This window comes from Sphingomonas sp. (assembly GCF_031361285.1).
GTDB lineage: Bacteria > Pseudomonadota > Alphaproteobacteria > Sphingomonadales > Sphingomonadaceae > Sphingomicrobium.
Genome location: NZ_JANMCO010000064.1, coordinates 68,237 through 84,011 on the forward strand (window position 1 = coordinate 68,237; position 15,775 = coordinate 84,011).

The window sequence follows — 15,775 nt, forward strand, 5'->3', positions numbered from 1 at the left end:
GGGGCCGCGCCAGTGAGTCCGCGGCCCCCAAAGGCAATCCTAGCGGGCGTTGGCGAGGGCTTGGGCGGGATCTTTGCGCGCCGCCGTGTTGCACCGGTCAAGGTCGGCGGATCCAAACGCCCGGCCATCGACGAAAAAGGCTTCGATTCGTCCAGCGCGCTTGGCGAGCGACTGGCACAGCACCACTGGGCGGCTGTTTTCCGTCGCGCCCTGGCACGCTGCTGGGCCGCAATTCCAGACGATGTCCCGGGCGATAATGCGCTCGCCCGCCGGCGAAATCAGCTTGGCGGAATAGGTTGCGGCGACCGAAGGCGTTGCGGCGAGCGCCACGACAGCGATGGCCAGAAGGGGACGGAACATCGCAGATTCTCCTGTTTGCGTTGCGAACGAAAACTGATTATCAAACTACGTTTTTATTTGCAACTATTTTTTGCGACGCCTTTATGCTTTTCTTTGAGTCGGATGGAGGGAAGTTGGTGGCCCACGACAAGGTGACGTCGGACATTGACGCGTTTCGCGAAGCGGCGCTGCATTGTCCGTTGCCCGGCGCGGTCGAACTGATCGGCGAGAAATGGGCGTTTCTGATCCTGCGCGGCGCGCTCAATGGCCTGCACCATTTCGAAGAGTTTCAGGCAGGGCTGGGGATCGCTCGCAACATCCTGTCGGACCGATTGGGCAAGCTCGTCGCCGGCGGCATTCTCGAACGAACGCCCGATCCGACCGACAAGCGCAAAGTGATCTATGCGCTCACCGACAAGGGCGATGCACTCCTGCCAGTGGTGCTGGCACTACGCCAATGGGGTGAGGATTGGGGTCAGGGACCGGCGCCGGTTGTCCTCGCGGATCGCCTCAATCATCGCCCGATACGCAGAATTTGCGTTCAGGCGGACGATGGCCGCGAACTCCAGTTGAGTGAATTGACCTGGCAGCCACGCGAGGCGTGCGGAAAAGCGGACCAAGTCGCTTAATTCCCCGTCCGTCAAACGGGAAAGAAGAATTATTCGTAGTCGCCGCCGGACGGAGTCGGGCGCGGTGGGGCCGCTGCGGTCAGCCGCAATGCCTCGGCCGATTCGCTCAGCGACGCCAGCTCATCGGTCTCATCCTCTTCGTCGATCCGCACCTTTTGCAGGTTGGAGATGATCGCTTCCTCAAGCTCGCGCGGCTTGACGGTCTGCTCGGCGATCTCGCGCAGCGCCACGACCGGGTTCTTGTCGCGGTCGCGATCGATGGTCAGGTCGGCGCCACCGGAAACCTGGCGGGCGCGCTGGGCGGCCATCAGCACCAGGTCGAACCGGTTCGGGATCTTGTCGACACAATCTTCGACTGTAACGCGCGCCATTAATCGCTCCGCAAATCTGCAGGTTGAGAGGAAGAGGGCGAGATAGGGTTGGTGACCGGCTTAGTCAAGAAAGTGACGCGCCGAGGGTGTCCGGGGGACAGCCGAACCCCGCACCTGTCTTGCCATGCACAGCCGCTGCCGCCACATCGTTGCAATGGGGAAGCCGACGCCAGCCAGGAAACAACCTTCGAAGACTCCAAAATCCGATCTCGAATCGCGCCGCTTGTCGGTCGATGGCAATCGCCTCACCCTCCTGCCGGAAGGCCCCGAGCGCTTCGAAGCGCTGATTACTCTGATCGACGGCGCCAAGCATTCGTTGCGGCTGCTCTATTACACCTTCATGGGCGATGCATCGGGTGAACGAGTTAAGCAGGCGCTGCTGTCGGCGGTTGACCGCGGCATTGACGTTTCACTGCTGATCGACGGCTTCGGCAGCAGCGGCACGCCCGACGACTATTTTGCTGACCTGTCTCGTCGCGGCGCAAAATTCTGCCGGTTCAATCCCAATTATGGCCGGCGTTATCTCCTGCGTAATCACCAGAAGCTGGCGCTGGCCGACGGCGACGGCAAGGATGGTCGGGCAATGATTGGCGGCTTCAACATCGCCGACGATTACTTCGGTACCGCGGAGCAAGGCGGGTGGCGCGATGTCGGCTTGTTGGTCGAAGGTCCGGCGGCGGCCCGGTTGGCGCCCTATTACGACATGCTGATCGCCTGGGCGCTGTCGGATAAATCAAAGATGCGAATCCTGCGCCATCGCGCCCGCGCGTTCAGCGAAACCAGCGGGCGTCTGCAATGGCAATTCGGCGTGCCCACCGGAAAGCTAAGCCCGTGGGGAGTGTCGACCTGCCGGGATCTGGCCCATAGCGGCGACGTTGCGATGATCGCCGCTTACTTCGCTCCGACCGGGGGATTTCTGAAGCGCATTGCGCGGGTTGGACGGCGCGGGCAAGCGCGCGTTATTACCGCTGCCAAGTCCGACAACACGGCCACCATTGCGGCGGCGCGTTTCACCTATGGCCGGTTGATCAAGCGCGGGGTCGAGGTCTACGAATATCGGCCCGCCAAGCTGCACACCAAGCTCGTAGTGCTCGACGAAGTGGTGCACATCGGCTCGTCAAACGTCGATATCCGCAGCCTGTACCTCAACATGGAACTGATGCTGCGCGTCGACGATGTGCACTTTGCCCAGATGATGCGCACTTACTTCGAAGGCGAGCGCCGCCAGTCATTGCCGATCACGGCCGAACTGCAAAAGAAGCGCGCGACGCTGCTCAACCGGATTAAATGGGCGCTCTCGTTCTTCCTAGTGACGAGCTTCGATTACGGCGTGACGCGCCGGCTCAATTTTGGCCTGGCGTCCGACTGAGCTTAGTCCGCGGCCTCATTCTTCCACGCCCAGAACAGCGTCGCGGGGGGAACATTGACCCACTCGAAGCCGCGCTCGATGCGGTCGAACCACGGCTGGATGAAGTCTTTCACCTTTGGGCTGAACTGATAGACCAGGAACGCGCCGCCCGGCCGGATCACTTGTGCGGTGGCCTTGCCGATCGCGTCGCCAACGCCCGGCGGAAGCGTCGAGAATGGCAGGCCCGACAATACATAATCGGCTTGGACAAAGCCCCGATCGGCAAGAATCTTCGCGACGTCGGCGGCCGAACCGGTAACCGTAACCAGCCGCTCATCGTCGATCGAACCCTTCAGGAATTTGGTGAATTCGGGGTTGGTATCGATGGTTAGCAGCGTCGCGTCGGGCGCGAGCTTGTCGAGGATCGGGCGGGTAAAGGTGCCAACCCCCGGACCATATTCGACGAACAATTTTGTATTTTCCCAGTCCACCGGCCCAAGCATTTTTTCGATGACGATTCGGCTCGATGGAATGATCGAACCGACCATCACCGGATGCTTGAGGAATCCCCGCAGGAATTGCAGCCGCGGACTTTGCGCCCGGTGCGCGGCGCGGCGGATGAAACGGCGAGGACCCTTAAGGGTTCGGGCAGTCGAAATTGGCATTTGAACTCCGGCTGGGACCAGCAAGGGCGAAAGCGTTGGCAAATGCGCCGCCGCTTGGCAAGCATCACGGTCTCTCTCCGTAACAGCAGTGCGCACTCCTGGCTACGAGACGAGCGCTTTTCGCGACGAGCCTGTGGCCCGGTGCGGGATGGTTCCTCTAAGGCTGACGAAACTCTAAGGCGCACGCAGTGACCACCGCCACACCGATCCGCCATGTTGCCGCGACCGCGCTGAGCACTCGGCATTTCCTGCTTCTTTATGCCGCCATGCTGGTCGCGGCGGCCGGCAATACCGCGCTGCAATCGGTGATGCCGGCGATCGGGCGAGAGATCGGGATTGCCGATTTCTGGGTCGCGCTCGCCTACACTTGGTCGGCGATTCTGTGGGTCGTACTGGCGCCTTACTGGGCGGAGAAGAGCGATCGCCACGGCCGCAAGGCACTGACCCTGATGGGGCTTTCCGGTTTCATTATGTCGATGCTGCTGTGCGGGCTGGTACTGATTGCAGGTTTGCGCGGCGGGATCGCCGGGGCGACGACATTCATTCTATTCGCCATTTTTCGCGCCATCTACGGCGCGCTCGGTTGCGCGACGCCATCCGCGACCCAGGCCTATCTCGCTTCCAAGACTCGCCGTAGCGGGCGGGTGGCGGCGCTGTCAGCTTTGTCGTCATCGTTCGGCCTGGGAACCATCATCGGACCGGCACTGGCACCGATATTCGTGCTGCCGTTCGTCGGCCTGCCCGGGCCGCTGTTCGCGTTTTCCGCGATTGGCCTGTTGGTATTCGTCGCCATTCTGCTGTGGCTTCCCAACGACAAGCTTGGCCGCAAGGTCGGGCGCGGCGCGGCGATGAGCTATCCGTCGCTGGCTACCACGCCGACCGGCGCCAGCGTCGTCGTTGCAACGTCGCCGCGGCACGCCCGCCTCAAATGGAACGACCCGCGGATCAAACCGTGGATCATCGCCGGGGTGGTCGCCGGCCACGCCCAGGCAGCGACGCTGACGTGCCTGGGTTTTTTCATCATCGACCGGCTTCATCTGTCGCCGCACGGCTCTGAAGGGCCGATCTCGATCGTCATGATGGCCGGCGCGTCGGCGACGCTGGCGGCACAGTGGGGACTGATCCCACGACTTCGCGCGCCACCTCGGGTGTTGATCCTGTGGGGGGCGCTGATTGCTGCAATTGGCCTATCCTGGACCATGCTTGCCGACGATCTCTACGGCATTACCATCGGCTTCGCTTTGGCCTCGACTGGCTTCGGCCTGACTCGGCCGGGCTTCACCGCCGGCGCGTCGCTGGCTGTCCCGCTGGCGGAACAAGGCGGAGTGGCCGGAGTCATCACCTCGGCAAACGGGATCAGCTTCGTCGCCGCACCAGCGATCGGCATGGCGTTCTACGCACTCGATCCGCATCTGCCGTTCGCAGCTTCGGCGATGTTGCTTGTCGTGCTCGTGCTGGCCGGCCGGCGCCGGCTGGAAATCACTTAGGTTTGGCTTTTTCGTCAGTCCGTGGATGCAGCATCCCTGGCAGCACGAAACCGATGCCACCCAATGGCCGTACTGCGTCCGATTTCAGGGTTTGGCGGATCTGCTCATATTCCTCGAGCATCTCGGGGGTGACCGAAGCGCGGGTCTCGCCCAATGCCGTTTCGAAATCGGCCATCGTGACTTTGCCAATATCGATTCCGCGGCGCAGGGCCGTAAGCCCGGCGCGCCGCACCAAATCCTCGAGGTCGGCGCCAGTGAACAATTCGGTGCGCTGCGCCAGATCGTTCAGTTTGACGTCCTTAGCCAACGGCATCCCCGACGTGTGAATCTCGAGGATCCGTTGCCGCCCGCCGGCATCGGGCGGTCCGACGTAAATCAGCTCGTCGAACCGGCCCGGCCTGAGCAGCGCGGGATCGATTAGACTCGGGCGGTTGGACGCGCCGATCACCACCACGTTGTGAAGCTCCTCGAGGCCGTCCATCTCGGCCAAAATAGTGTTGACCACTCGCTCGGTGACTTGCGGCTCGCCGAAGCCGCCGCCGCGGGCGGGGACCAGGCTGTCGATCTCGTCGAAGAAAATCACCGTCGGCGCGACCTGCCGCGCGCGGGCGAACAACCGCGCTATTTGCTGTTCGCTTTCGCCATACCATTTGGACAACAGGTCGGACGATTTGGTGGCGATGAAATTGGCCTCGCTTTCCCGCGCCGTGGCCTTGGCCAGCAAGGTTTTGCCAGTGCCGGGCGGACCATAAAGCAGGAAGCCGCGCGCCGGACGGATGCCGAGCCGGCGGAAGGCCTCGGGGTGTTTTAACGGCAGCTCGACGCCTTCGCGCAGCCGGTCGCGCGCCTCGTCGAGGCCACCAACGTCGTCCCAGCGGATGGTCGGCGCCTCGACCATCACTTCACGCATGGCCGAGGGTTGCACGCGTTTCAGGGCATTTTCGAAGTCGCGCAGCTCGACAGACAGCGCGTCGAGCACTTCGGTCGGGATGATCTCGTCGTTGAGGTTGATACGCGGCATGATCCGACGCACCGATTCCAGCGCCGCCTCGCGGGTCAGCGCCGCAAGGTCCGCGCCGACGAAGCCGTACGTCCGCCGCGCCAACTCGTCGAGATTGACATCCTGCGCCAGCGGCATGCCGCGGGTGTGGATGCCGAGGATTTCACGGCGGCCGGCTTCGTCGGGGACACCGACGACGATTTCGCGGTCAAGGCGGCCGGGGCGGCGCAGCGCCTCGTCGAGCGCTTCGGGGCGGTTGGTCGCGGCGATGACCACCAGATTCTGTCTGGGCTCGATCCCGTCGAGCAGGCTCAGGAGCTGCGCCACCAGCCGTTTCTCGGCCTCGCCGGTGACCTGGCTGCGCTTGGGCGCAATCGAATCGATCTCGTCGATGAAGATGATTGACGGCGCCGCTTCGGCGGCTTGTTCGAAAAGCTCCCGCAGGCGTTTTTCGCTCTCGCCATAGGCCGATCCCATGATCTCCGGGCCGGCGATGTGGAAGAAGCGCGCCTCGCTCTCGTTGGCGACGGCGCGCGCCAGTCGGGTCTTACCGGTTCCGGGTGGTCCGTGCAGCAGCACGCCCTTGGGCGGATCGACGCCAAGGCGCTGGAAGATTTCCGGGTGGCGCAACGGCAATTCGACCATTTCGCGCAGCGCGTCGATGGTGTCCTTCATGCCGCCAAGGTCGTCATAGGTGACGTCGGCGCGGCGTTGGCCGTCGACCTTGGTATATTCGGGGAGCAGCTCGATCTGGGTCTTGGCGTCGATGTGGACGATGCCCTTGGGCACGGTGCTCACCACCGCCAGCCGCACTTCCTGCATCGCGAACGCCGGCGCGCTCAGCATCTTGCGTACTTCCTCGGGCATTTCGGCGTCGACCCGCTGGTGGCCTTGGGTGGCGACAATGTCGCCCTCGGTCAGCGGCCGCCCGGCAAAGCTGCGCCGCAGGGCTTCCGCCGACCCGTGAAGCCTCAGATTGTCTTGGGCCGGCGCCAGCACGACCCGCTTCGCCGGCTTGGTTTCGGCCTTGCGAATCTCGACATAGTCGCCAGCGCCGACGCCGGCATTGGCGCGCTGCAGGCCATCGAGGCGGACGATGTCGACGCGTTCGTCTTCGTTGTACGGGCGCAGCGCTCGAGCCGGCGTCGATCGCTTGCCGACGATCTCGATTACATCGCCTTCCTTCAGGCCGAGCTCTTGCAACAGCCGTTCCGGCAGTCGGGCGAAGCCGCGACCGCTTTCGGCCGGCGGCATGTTGGCGACTTGCACCCGCGTCGAAGGGCGGTCCAGGGTGTCAGTATCGGCCATGCATGCTCCTTACGTCCCGCGCTTCATACCGCCGACGTAACGGCGACGTCGACTTTCAGTTCAATCGGGGCTCGGCCGTCGCTTCTCAATATTTGATTGCCCCGGCAATCTTGCGGACCAGCGAGCGCGGCACAAAGCGCGTCGAGGCCGCGCCAAACTTGTTGAGCAGGCCTGGAATGACCACCGCCCGGTTGTTGTCGAGACCATCGAGGCCGGCGCGCACGACGCTTGTCGAATCCGCTGCGAAGCGATCGAACGCGCCTTTCTCGGCAAAGCCGGCGACGGCGCCGAATTCGGTCTTGGTTGGGCCTGGACACAGTGCGGATACGTGGATTCCGCGCCCGTTCCATTCCTCGTGCAGCGCCTCGGTGAATGAGAGCACGAAGGCCTTGGTCGCGAAATAGACGGCCATTCCGGGTCCGGGCTGAAAGGCGGCGGTGCTGGCGACATTCAGGATCGCGCCGCCACCTTTCAGAACCATATCGTTAATCACGACGTAGCTCAGGTTGGTCAGGGCGCGAATGTTGAGGTCGACCATCTCCAGCTGCCGGGCGAGCGAAAGCTCATCGAATCGCCCTTTGAGCCCGAAGCCGGCGTTGTTGATCAATCGGTTCACCCACAGGCCGCGGCTGGTCGCCTCGGCGACGATGCGGGTGGCTTCTTCGGGTTTGGCCAGGTCGGCGACGATGACATGGGCGTTGCCGATTTCGGCGGCCAACGCATCGAGCCGATCCCCGCGTCGGGCGACCAGTATAACCTCCTCGCCCCGCTTCGCGCATTGCCGCGCGAATTCGACACCGAGCCCGGCGGACGCGCCGGTGATCAGGGTCGCGGGACGGGGTGTCGCGTTCACAGGCTTACGCCACGGTCGCCTTCAGGATCTTGCCGGGCTCGCGAGGCGGCTCGCCGACGGGGAGCGCATCGACATGCTCCATGCCGCTCTCGACCTCGCCCCAGACCGTATATTGGTTGTCGAGGAAAATGGCGTCGTCGAGGCAGATGAAGAACTGGCTGTTGGCGCTGTTGGGGTCGTTGGTGCGAGCCATCGAGACGACGCCGCGAACGTGCGGCTCGCTCGAAAATTCGGCCTTGAGGTTGGGCAGGTCGGAACCGCCGGTGCCGCGGCCGGTGGGATCGCCGCCCTGGGCCATGAAGCCGGGGATGACGCGGTGGAACGGAACGCCGTCGTAGAAGCCGGTTTTCGCCAGCGATGCAATGCGCTCGACATGGCCCGGCGCCAGGTCGGGGCGCAATTTGACGACGACATCGCCGCCGCTGGAAAGAGTAAAGGTCAGGCGTTCGGCGTCGGCCATGGTTCATGCTCCATTGGTAGGGTGTAGGGCCGCATTTAGGGGCGGCGCCGTGCTTGCGCCAGAGCAAGCGCGGCAATAGGAAGGCCCACGGGTCGATCGCGGCCGCATTTGGGGGTCAGGCGAATGAGCGAAAGCGAGAATATCGCCGCCGCCGATGCGCCCCGGGCTGGTGCTGATCAGCAGGCGATGGATGCCGAAGACCGGCTACGGCCGGAATTCGTCGACCAGGTCCTCGACGCGGTCGACGCCGGCGACGACGCCACCGCCCGCAAGCTGGTCGAGCCGCTGCACCCCGCCGACGTTGCCGATTTAATCGAACTGGCCGCGCGTGACGAGCGCGAAGGACTGGTGAAGGCGCTCGCCGGAATCGTCGACGCCGACGTGCTGGCGGAGATGAACGAGCACGTCCGCGAGGCGCTGATTGACGCGCTGGCGCCCGAACAGGTCGCCGATCTCGCCGGGCAGATGGAGACCGATGACGCGGTCGCCATCCTCGAGGATCTCGACGACGAGGAGCAGCGTGCGGTCCTTCAGGCGATGGAGCCCGACGACCGCGCGGCCATCGAGGAAGCGCTCACTTACCCGGAGGAATCCGCCGGGCGGCTGATGCAGCGCGACCTGATCGCGGTCCCAGAACATTGGCGAGTCGGCGAAGTCATCGACTACCTGCGATCATCCGACGAATTGACCGACGATTTCTGGGAAGTGTTCGTCGTCAGCCCGAACCATCACCCGATTGGCACCTGCAAGCTGTCGACCATCCTGAGGTCGCCGCGCACGAAGCCAGTCCGGACGATCATGATGGAGGACCAGACGCTGATTCCGGTCGACATGGACCAGGAAGATGTCGCGCTACGCTTTCAGAAATACGCATTGGTCTCGGCCGCGGTCGTCGACGGCGAGGGACGGCTGGTGGGCATGATCACGGTCGATGACATCGTCCATATCATCCAGGAAGAAGCCGGCGAGGATGTCCTGTTGCTCTCCGGCGCGGGCGACGGCGACATCAACGAGCCGATCGGAATGACCGTGCGCACCAGGCTCACGTGGCTGATCATTAATCTCGGAACGGCCATGGTCGCGGCGAGTGTGGTCGGCCTTTTCCGGGGCGAGATCGGCCGCTACGCATTGCTCGCGGTGCTGATGCCGATCGTCTCGGGGATGGGCGGCAACGCCGGCACTCAGACCCTCGCGGTCGTCGTCCGCGCCCTTGCCACCAACCAGCTCACCAGCTCCAATACCTTGCGCATGATTGGGCGCGAATTCAGGATTGCGCTGGCCAACGGGTTCGCGCTTGCCATTCTGATCGGGACCGGCACGGCGCTGTTGTTCAATTATCCGATGCTCGGCCTGGTGATCGGGGCAGCGATGGTGATCAACAACCTCGTTGCTGGCCTGGCCGGGATCCTGGTGCCGGTTACCCTCGACCGGGCGCGGGTGGATCCCGCGGTATCGTCGGCGGTGTTCGTTACGATGGCCACCGATGTGATGGGCTTTTTGAGCTTCCTCGGCCTCGCGGCACTTGCTGGACTTGGTCGCTAGATCATTGATTCCAAGCCGGGAAACGGCCATCTGGCAGTGTGCCAAATCTCCATCTGACCAAGGTCGCTTTTGGTTGCCGAACCATCGAAGCGCTCGAAAAGCGCGTCGCGGCGCGAACTCGCGACGGCGAAGTCCGCATCGCCACGCGGATGCGTCCGAAACGGTCGGACGAGCTGATCGGCGGTTCGATCTACTGGATCATCAAGCATCGCCTGGTCGCCTGCCAGCAAATCCTGCGATTGGATGATCGCAACGACGGGCGGATCGACATCGTCTGTTCGGGCGACCTCATCCTGATCCCACCCAGTCCCAGGCGAGCCCACCAGGGTTGGCGTTATCTTGAGGACGACAACGCGCCGTCCGCCACGGGCGATTCGTCCGGCATCGCGGACCTTCCGCCGCGGCTTTACGGCAAGCTCGCGACGCTGGCGTTGCTCTGACTTGCAGCGGGGCTGGACGCGAGTTATCGCGACGTCTCAACATTATTTCGGGGAGGCTAGCATGACCAATCACTCCACTGTTTCGACGGCGATCGACGCCAAGGTGGCGGCGCGGGCGATGCTCCGCCATCCCTTTTACCAGGCGTGGACCGAAGGACGGCTGTCGCTCGACACGCTGCGCGATTACGCCCGCCAATATTTCCATCATGTCGAAGCGTTCCCACGTGCGGTCAGCGCCGTGCACAGCGCCTGCCCTGACCGAGACGGCCGCCGAATGCTGGCTGAGAACCTCGCCGAGGAAGAAGGCATTGAAGCGGGCAAACAGGACCATGCGAGCCTGTGGATGATGTTTGCGTGCGGTCTCGGCGAAAATGAGGATGCGGTCCGCGGCCAGGAACTCAACGCCGAAACCGAAGCGCTGATCGAGACGTTCCGCCGGCTGTCGCGCCGGTCGTACGCTTCGGGTCTCGGCGCACTCTATGCCTATGAAAGCCAGTTCCCGGGCGTGGCCACCGCCAAGATCGAAGGCCTGATCGAGCGCTATGGAATCACGGACGAACCGACGCTGCGTTTCTTCCGAGTGCATGAGAGCGCTGATGTCGAGCATAGCGATGTGTGTCGCGACCTGCTCGACCGCCTGCCGCAAGCCGAGCGTGCCGAAGCCATCGCCGCCGGCGATGAGCTGGCCGGGGCGCTGTGGAATTTCTTGTCGGGCGTCGAAACGCGCGTTTCGATTCAGTAGGTTTGCCTAGCGGCAACCGCTGACGGTCGCGGAGCCAATCGCCTTCACCGTGCACGCGGGCCGGCCAGCGAGATCGACCACGGCTGCGCCTTGCGCATCGACCTTGGCCGTTTCGGTGACATGGACCTTGACCGTTGCCGGCCCCTGGGCGCCAATCGTGGCGTCCTTGGCCGCCAGGCCCGAGGCATCGAGGGTTGAAATGCCGCGGACGAGCGCGGTCAGTTTCGGGGCGATGCCGGCAATAATGACGCTGCCGGTACCAGCAATCGATATCTTGAGCTGGTCGACGTTTGCCTGGCCGACGCTCGCCGAGCCAGCGCCCTGCACGGCGAGGTCGAATGACAGGCCGCGCAACCGATCGATGGCCAGGCTGCCCGAGCCGTTGACCCAAGCGGTATTGAGTTCGTGGGTCCCGATGCTGATCTCGACCGGTCCGGTGGCTTCTCCGGGATAGCCGCCCCACGAGGAGCGATTGCTGCGGACGACCAAAGTACGGCCCTGCACGTCCATCGCCACGGCATCGAGCGCGGCCGCCGAACCGTTGGCAATCGCGTACGGCGCCACGCCATTGGCCAGGCGAACCTTGTACGGACCGTCGATACGAATGCGGTCGAAGCCGCTGACTCCAAAGTTGCGATTGGCGGCGTCGCTGGGGGTCGGAACACAGGCCAGCAAGGCGATAATGGGGATGATGATGCGCATGGCGCGCACCTTCATCCCCGCATGGTTAACATAACCCTTAGATGCGGGATAATTAGCTGCAGCGGACGTCGCCCGAGCCGTGTTTGGTAATGCTGCATTTGGCGCCGCCGATCATTTCGATATCGCCTGAACCGATCAAGCTGGCCGACGCTCTGCCCGACGCATGGGCGGCGACATTGCCCGAACCCGCAATCGACACCGAAGTGACTTCACTGATGACACCCTTGGTATCGATGTCGCCCGACCCGGCGATGCTCAATGAAACCTTTTGTGCTCGGCCTTTCTTGCCCTGTGCGGTGCCCGAACCGGCGACGCTGAAATCGAGCGACTGCACGTCGACATTGTCGAGCGCGAGACCGCCCGACCCGGCGATGTTGCCGGCGAAGCTGTCGCCCCGCACATTGTCGATGCGAATATGGCCGGAGCCAGCGACATCGGCACCGCGCAGTTGCGGGACGGTGACGCTGATCCGGGTCTTGCCATGGCTTCTCCAGCCGATGTGGAACATGCCGCGCTGCTCGCGCGGATGGATCAACAACCGGTCGCCTTTGACTTCGATCACCAGCCGCTCAAGATCCTTTTCGGGACCCATCGCGTGGACGCTCGGCGCCGCGCCGGTGTGGACGTCGACGTCATAGCTCCCTGCAACCTCGATCTGCTCGAAACCGCCGACCTGGAAATTGCGCTCAACCGTTGGTCCCCCCGATTCATGATGATCTCGGGCGCAGCTTGCAGAGGCGGCTGCGGCCGCGACCATTCCAACGACGATTAGCTTGCGCATGAAAACCTCCCATATGCTGTATTAATGCAGCAATACACCAAGATAAATGACTTCGGCAAGCGCAAAAAAGAAGGGCGCGCCTCGCTGGGAGGCACGCCCTTCATTGAGGCCGAAGTCGCCGCCGATATTAGGCGGCAAGTTCCTTGGATTTGTTGTGAATTACCGCCGCCTCATTGAGGATCTCGAGGATCTTCTTCAGCGCCGCCTTCTCGTCGGTTTGCTCCATAGCGCCCAATTCGCGGGCCAGGCGCGAGGAAGCGGCTTCAAAGATCTGCCGCTCCGAATAGCTCTGCTCGGGCTGGTCGTCAGCACGGAACAGGTCGCGGGTCACTTCGGCGATCGACGTTAAGTCGCCGGAGTTGATTTTCGCTTCATATTCCTGGGCGCGGCGCGACCACATTGTGCGCTTGACCTTGGGCTTGCCCTTCAGCGTTTCGAGCGCGTCCTTCATGGTCTTGTCGGACGACAGCTTGCGCATGCCGACCGTCTCCGCCTTGTTGACCGGAACGCGCAGCGTCATGCGCTCTTTCTCGAAGCGCAGGACATAAAGATCGAGGCGGGTGCCGGCGATCTCCGTGCTCTGGAGCTCGACCACGCGGCCGACGCCGTGCTTGGGGTAAACGACATAATCGCCAACATCGAAATTGAGTGCCTTGGCAGCCATTGCAATCCTCTTTCGGTTATGGCGCGACGAGCCGACACATCCGCATCGTTCCCCAAAACGACCCGACGGTCGTGGCTCTTGCGCCTTGTAACGTTCCTGCTAGTCGCGGCCGCCGCGGAATCGTGGCGGCCATCGTGACAGTTTTATAACACAAGTTCTCCTAAATCGCCAGCCCAAGCTGGGCCGGGGGCTCAAGCTCGGGCTCGATCAAATTGTGCAGCCCGAGACCGAGCAGGCGAATCCCCTTTCCTAACGGAAAGAGCCCGGCGAGCAGCGCTTGCCCCGCTGCGGTGAATGCCGTGAGATCGGGAACCGGCGCGCCAAAGCTTTTCGACCGGGTGACCTGCTCGAAATCCGCAAACTTGATCTTGAGCGTCACTGTCCGCCCGGAGACCTCCGCCCGGTCGACCCGCACCCAGGCGTAACCGGCGATCCGCTCGAGTTCGGCGGCCAAGGCGTCCGGATCGCGCAAATCCTCGTCGAATGTGCGCTCGGCGCTGACCGATTTGTATGGCCGGCCGGACCTGACCTCGCGCTCGTCGATGCCGCGGCAAATGCGCCAGTACCAACTCCCGCTGCTGCCAAAATGCGCCTCGAGCTGCGGCAGGCTCCAGCTCTGGAGATCGGCGCCGGTCAAGATGCCCAACCGCTCCATCTTGCGCGCCGTGACGGGCCCGACGCCATGAAAGCGCGAAACCGGCAGCGTCGCCACGAATTCCGCCCCGCGTTCGGGCGGGATCACGCACAGCCCGTTGGGCTTCTTGTGGTCGGACGCGAGCTTGGCGATGAACTTGCAATAACTGACTCCAGCCGAGGCGGTGAGGCCGGTTTCCGTGGCAATTCGCCGCCGAATGTCCTCGGCGATGGCCCGGGCGCTGCCGAAATCCAGGCGATCCTCGGTGACGTCGAGATAGGCTTCGTCGAGGCTCAGCGGCTCGATCAAATCGGTGTATGCCGCAAAAATCTCGCGCACTTGGCCTGACACCGCGCGATAGACGTCGAAGCGCGGCTTGACGAAAATGAGTTCCGGGCAGCGGCGTTTGGCAGTGACCGATGGCATCGCCGAACGGACGCCGAACTTGCGAGCCTCGTAGGATGCAGCAGTGACGACTCCGCGATGGCCGCCACCAACCGCCACCGGCTTGCCCCGCAATGCGGGATCGTCGCGCTGCTCGACCGAGGCATAGAACGCATCCATGTCGACATGGATGATCTTGCGGATCTGGCGGGGCTCACTTTGCATCGCAGCTTCGTTCTGATTAAGGCCCCGGGTCATGAACATCCACGAATATCAGGCCAAAGAGCTGCTGGCGGAATTCGGCGTGCCGGTGCCGGCGGGCTATCCCGCGATGAGTGTCGAGGAAGCGGTGGCGGCGGCGCAGAAGCTGCCCGGACCGCTGTGGGTGGTGAAAGCGCAGATCCACGCCGGCGGGCGCGGCAAGGGCAAGTTCAAGGAACTCGGCCCCGACGCCAAGGGTGGGGTGCGATTGGCCCGCTCGATCGAAGAGGTCGGCGAACATGCCCAGGAGATGCTGGGCAAGACGCTGGTGACCATCCAGACCGGCCCGGCGGGCAAGCAGGTGCAGCGGCTGTACATCACCGATGGCGTTGATATCGCTAAGGAATTCTACCTAGCTCTACTGGTCGACCGGAGCAGCGGGCGGATCGCCATCGTCACTTCGACCGAGGGCGGCATGGATATCGAAGCGGTCGCCCACGACACGCCGGAGAAGATCGAGACGCTGACCATCGACCCCGCCACCGGCCTGATGCCGCATCACGGCCGCACGGTGGCGGCGACGCTGGGCCTCAAGGGCGATCTCGCCAAGCAGGCGCAGACCGTGCTGGCCAAGCTCACCGACGCGTTCGTCGGCACCGACGCCAGCCAGATCGAGATCAATCCGCTGGCAGTCACCGACGACGGCCAATTGCTGGTCCTCGACGCCAAGGTGTCGTTCGACAATAATGCCGAGTTCCGCCACCCCGACCTCGAAGCCCTGCGCGACCTCAGCGAAGAGGATCCACAGGAAATCGAGGCCTCGAAATACGACCTCGCCTACATCAAGCTGGACGGCGACATCGGCTGCATGGTCAACGGCGCCGGCCTCGCCATGGCGACCATGGACATCATCAAATTGAACGGCGCCTTCCCGGCCAACTTTCTCGATGTCGGCGGCGGCGCCAACAAGGAAAAGGTCACCGCGGCGTTCAAGATCATCCTCGCCGACCCGGCGGTGAAGGGCATTTTGGTCAACATCTTCGGCGGCATCATGAAGTGCGATATCATCGCTGACGGCATCGTCGCCGCCGCCCGCGAGGTCGATTTGAAGGTCCCGCTGGTGGTCCGTCTTGAGGGCACCAACGTCGCGGAAGGCAAGCAGATCCTCGCCGAGAGCGGCCTGCCGATCGTCGCCGCCAACGACTTGGGCGACGCCGCGCAAAAG

At 63.4% G+C, this 15,775-nt stretch carries 17 protein-coding genes; 7 read left to right on the forward strand and 10 right to left on the reverse strand.

Features of this window, described 5'->3' with window-relative positions; all coding sequences use genetic code 11:
- Positions 1-39: 39 nt before the first annotated feature.
- On the reverse strand, positions 40-360 hold the full coding sequence (locus RMO25_RS06755; protein ID WP_309661837.1) for a CC_3452 family protein: 321 nt from the start codon (positions 358-360) through the stop codon (positions 40-42).
- A 116-nt stretch (positions 361-476) separates the two neighbouring features.
- On the opposite strand from RMO25_RS06755, the gene RMO25_RS06760 reads away from it, so the two are divergent.
- Positions 477-968 (forward strand): winged helix-turn-helix transcriptional regulator, encoded by a 492-nt coding sequence (locus tag RMO25_RS06760; protein ID WP_405051853.1) that lies wholly within the window; start codon positions 477-479, stop codon positions 966-968.
- Positions 969-997: 29 nt separating this feature from the next.
- Here RMO25_RS06760 and rpoZ read toward each other — a convergent pair whose 3' ends face one another.
- Complete coding sequence (rpoZ, locus tag RMO25_RS06765) at positions 998-1,339, reverse strand: DNA-directed RNA polymerase subunit omega (RefSeq protein ID WP_309661838.1); 342 nt, start codon at positions 1,337-1,339, stop codon at positions 998-1,000.
- Between the two features lie 154 nt (positions 1,340-1,493).
- On the opposite strand from rpoZ, the gene RMO25_RS06770 reads away from it, so the two are divergent.
- Entirely contained in the window at positions 1,494-2,708 is a 1,215-nt protein-coding gene (locus tag RMO25_RS06770; protein ID WP_309661839.1) for a phosphatidylserine/phosphatidylglycerophosphate/cardiolipin synthase family protein, read from the forward strand.
- Positions 2,709-2,710: 2 nt separating this feature from the next.
- Here the strand turns inward: RMO25_RS06770 and RMO25_RS06775 are convergent, their stop codons facing one another.
- A complete protein-coding gene (locus RMO25_RS06775) occupies positions 2,711-3,352 on the reverse strand; it encodes a methyltransferase (RefSeq protein WP_309661840.1) in 642 nt (213 codons plus the stop codon).
- A 188-nt stretch (positions 3,353-3,540) separates the two neighbouring features.
- Here RMO25_RS06775 and RMO25_RS06780 point away from each other — a divergent pair, with 188 nt between their 5' ends.
- A complete protein-coding gene (locus RMO25_RS06780) occupies positions 3,541-4,839 on the forward strand; it encodes an MFS transporter (protein ID WP_309661841.1) in 1,299 nt (432 codons plus the stop codon).
- Here RMO25_RS06780 and RMO25_RS06785 read toward each other — a convergent pair.
- From RMO25_RS06785 to RMO25_RS06795, 3 genes are all read right to left on the reverse strand, one after another.
- Positions 4,832-7,147, reverse strand: coding sequence for a CDC48 family AAA ATPase (locus tag RMO25_RS06785; RefSeq protein WP_309661842.1), 2,316 nt, complete (start codon positions 7,145-7,147; stop codon positions 4,832-4,834). The genes RMO25_RS06780 and RMO25_RS06785 overlap by 8 nt on opposite strands.
- A gap of 85 nt (positions 7,148-7,232) precedes the next feature.
- Positions 7,233-8,000, reverse strand: coding sequence for an SDR family oxidoreductase (locus RMO25_RS06790; RefSeq protein ID WP_309661843.1), 768 nt, complete (start codon positions 7,998-8,000; stop codon positions 7,233-7,235).
- A gap of 4 nt (positions 8,001-8,004) precedes the next feature.
- Entirely contained in the window at positions 8,005-8,460 is a 456-nt protein-coding gene (locus tag RMO25_RS06795; RefSeq protein WP_309661844.1) for a peptidylprolyl isomerase, read from the reverse strand.
- Positions 8,461-8,583: 123 nt separating this feature from the next.
- Here RMO25_RS06795 and mgtE point away from each other — a divergent pair, with 123 nt between their 5' ends.
- From mgtE to RMO25_RS06810, 3 genes are all read left to right on the forward strand, one after another.
- Positions 8,584-10,002, forward strand: a complete 1,419-nt coding sequence (gene mgtE / locus RMO25_RS06800) for a magnesium transporter (RefSeq protein WP_309661845.1) — start codon at positions 8,584-8,586, stop codon at positions 10,000-10,002.
- Between the two features lie 38 nt (positions 10,003-10,040).
- On the forward strand, positions 10,041-10,442 hold the full coding sequence (locus RMO25_RS06805) for a DUF1489 family protein (protein WP_309661846.1): 402 nt from the start codon (positions 10,041-10,043) through the stop codon (positions 10,440-10,442).
- 61 nt (positions 10,443-10,503) lie between these two features.
- Complete coding sequence (locus RMO25_RS06810) at positions 10,504-11,184, forward strand: CADD family putative folate metabolism protein (RefSeq protein ID WP_309661847.1); 681 nt, start codon at positions 10,504-10,506, stop codon at positions 11,182-11,184.
- Between the two features lie 6 nt (positions 11,185-11,190).
- Here the strand turns inward: RMO25_RS06810 and RMO25_RS06815 are convergent, their stop codons facing one another.
- The 4 genes from RMO25_RS06815 to dinB form a co-directional block, all read right to left on the reverse strand.
- On the reverse strand, positions 11,191-11,886 hold the full coding sequence (locus tag RMO25_RS06815; protein ID WP_309661848.1) for a GIN domain-containing protein: 696 nt from the start codon (positions 11,884-11,886) through the stop codon (positions 11,191-11,193).
- A 52-nt stretch (positions 11,887-11,938) separates the two neighbouring features.
- Positions 11,939-12,667 carry a head GIN domain-containing protein gene (locus RMO25_RS06820; RefSeq protein ID WP_309661849.1) on the reverse strand — a complete coding sequence of 243 codons (729 nt, stop codon included), beginning with the start codon at positions 12,665-12,667 and terminating at the stop codon, positions 11,939-11,941.
- A gap of 127 nt (positions 12,668-12,794) precedes the next feature.
- Positions 12,795-13,331, reverse strand: a complete 537-nt coding sequence (locus tag RMO25_RS06825) for a CarD family transcriptional regulator (RefSeq protein WP_309661850.1) — start codon at positions 13,329-13,331, stop codon at positions 12,795-12,797.
- Between the two features lie 160 nt (positions 13,332-13,491).
- Positions 13,492-14,574: a DNA polymerase IV gene (dinB, locus tag RMO25_RS06830; protein ID WP_309661851.1), complete on the reverse strand. Its 1,083-nt coding sequence runs from the start codon at positions 14,572-14,574 to the stop codon at positions 13,492-13,494.
- A 31-nt stretch (positions 14,575-14,605) separates the two neighbouring features.
- Between dinB and sucC the strand changes: the two genes are divergently transcribed.
- The coding region (gene sucC / locus RMO25_RS06835; protein ID WP_309661852.1) for an ADP-forming succinate--CoA ligase subunit beta at positions 14,606-15,775 on the forward strand (1,170 nt) is incomplete at its 3' end.

What these genes read in the sequence shown, in the direction of transcription:
- RMO25_RS06755 (WP_309661837.1), bottom strand. Translation starts at nt 360, where the DNA reads ATGTTCCGTCCCCTTCTGGCCATCGCTGTCGTGGCGCTCGCCGCAACG.
- RMO25_RS06775 (WP_309661840.1), bottom strand. Translation starts at nt 3,352, where the DNA reads ATGCCAATTTCGACTGCCCGAACCCTTAAGGGTCCTCGCCGTTTCATC.
- RMO25_RS06815 (WP_309661848.1), bottom strand. Translation starts at nt 11,886, where the DNA reads ATGCGCATCATCATCCCCATTATCGCCTTGCTGGCCTGTGTTCCGACC.
- RMO25_RS06785 (WP_309661842.1), bottom strand. Translation starts at nt 7,147, where the DNA reads ATGGCCGATACTGACACCCTGGACCGCCCTTCGACGCGGGTGCAAGTC.
- RMO25_RS06820 (WP_309661849.1), bottom strand. Translation starts at nt 12,667, where the DNA reads ATGCGCAAGCTAATCGTCGTTGGAATGGTCGCGGCCGCAGCCGCCTCT.
- RMO25_RS06795 (WP_309661844.1), bottom strand. Translation starts at nt 8,460, where the DNA reads ATGGCCGACGCCGAACGCCTGACCTTTACTCTTTCCAGCGGCGGCGAT.
- RMO25_RS06810 (WP_309661847.1), top strand. Translation starts at nt 10,504, where the DNA reads ATGACCAATCACTCCACTGTTTCGACGGCGATCGACGCCAAGGTGGCG.
- RMO25_RS06770 (WP_309661839.1), top strand. Translation starts at nt 1,494, where the DNA reads ATGGGGAAGCCGACGCCAGCCAGGAAACAACCTTCGAAGACTCCAAAA.
- mgtE (WP_309661845.1), top strand. Translation starts at nt 8,584, where the DNA reads ATGAGCGAAAGCGAGAATATCGCCGCCGCCGATGCGCCCCGGGCTGGT.
- dinB (WP_309661851.1), bottom strand. Translation starts at nt 14,574, where the DNA reads ATGCAAAGTGAGCCCCGCCAGATCCGCAAGATCATCCATGTCGACATG.
- rpoZ (WP_309661838.1), bottom strand. Translation starts at nt 1,339, where the DNA reads ATGGCGCGCGTTACAGTCGAAGATTGTGTCGACAAGATCCCGAACCGG.
- RMO25_RS06825 (WP_309661850.1), bottom strand. Translation starts at nt 13,331, where the DNA reads ATGGCTGCCAAGGCACTCAATTTCGATGTTGGCGATTATGTCGTTTAC.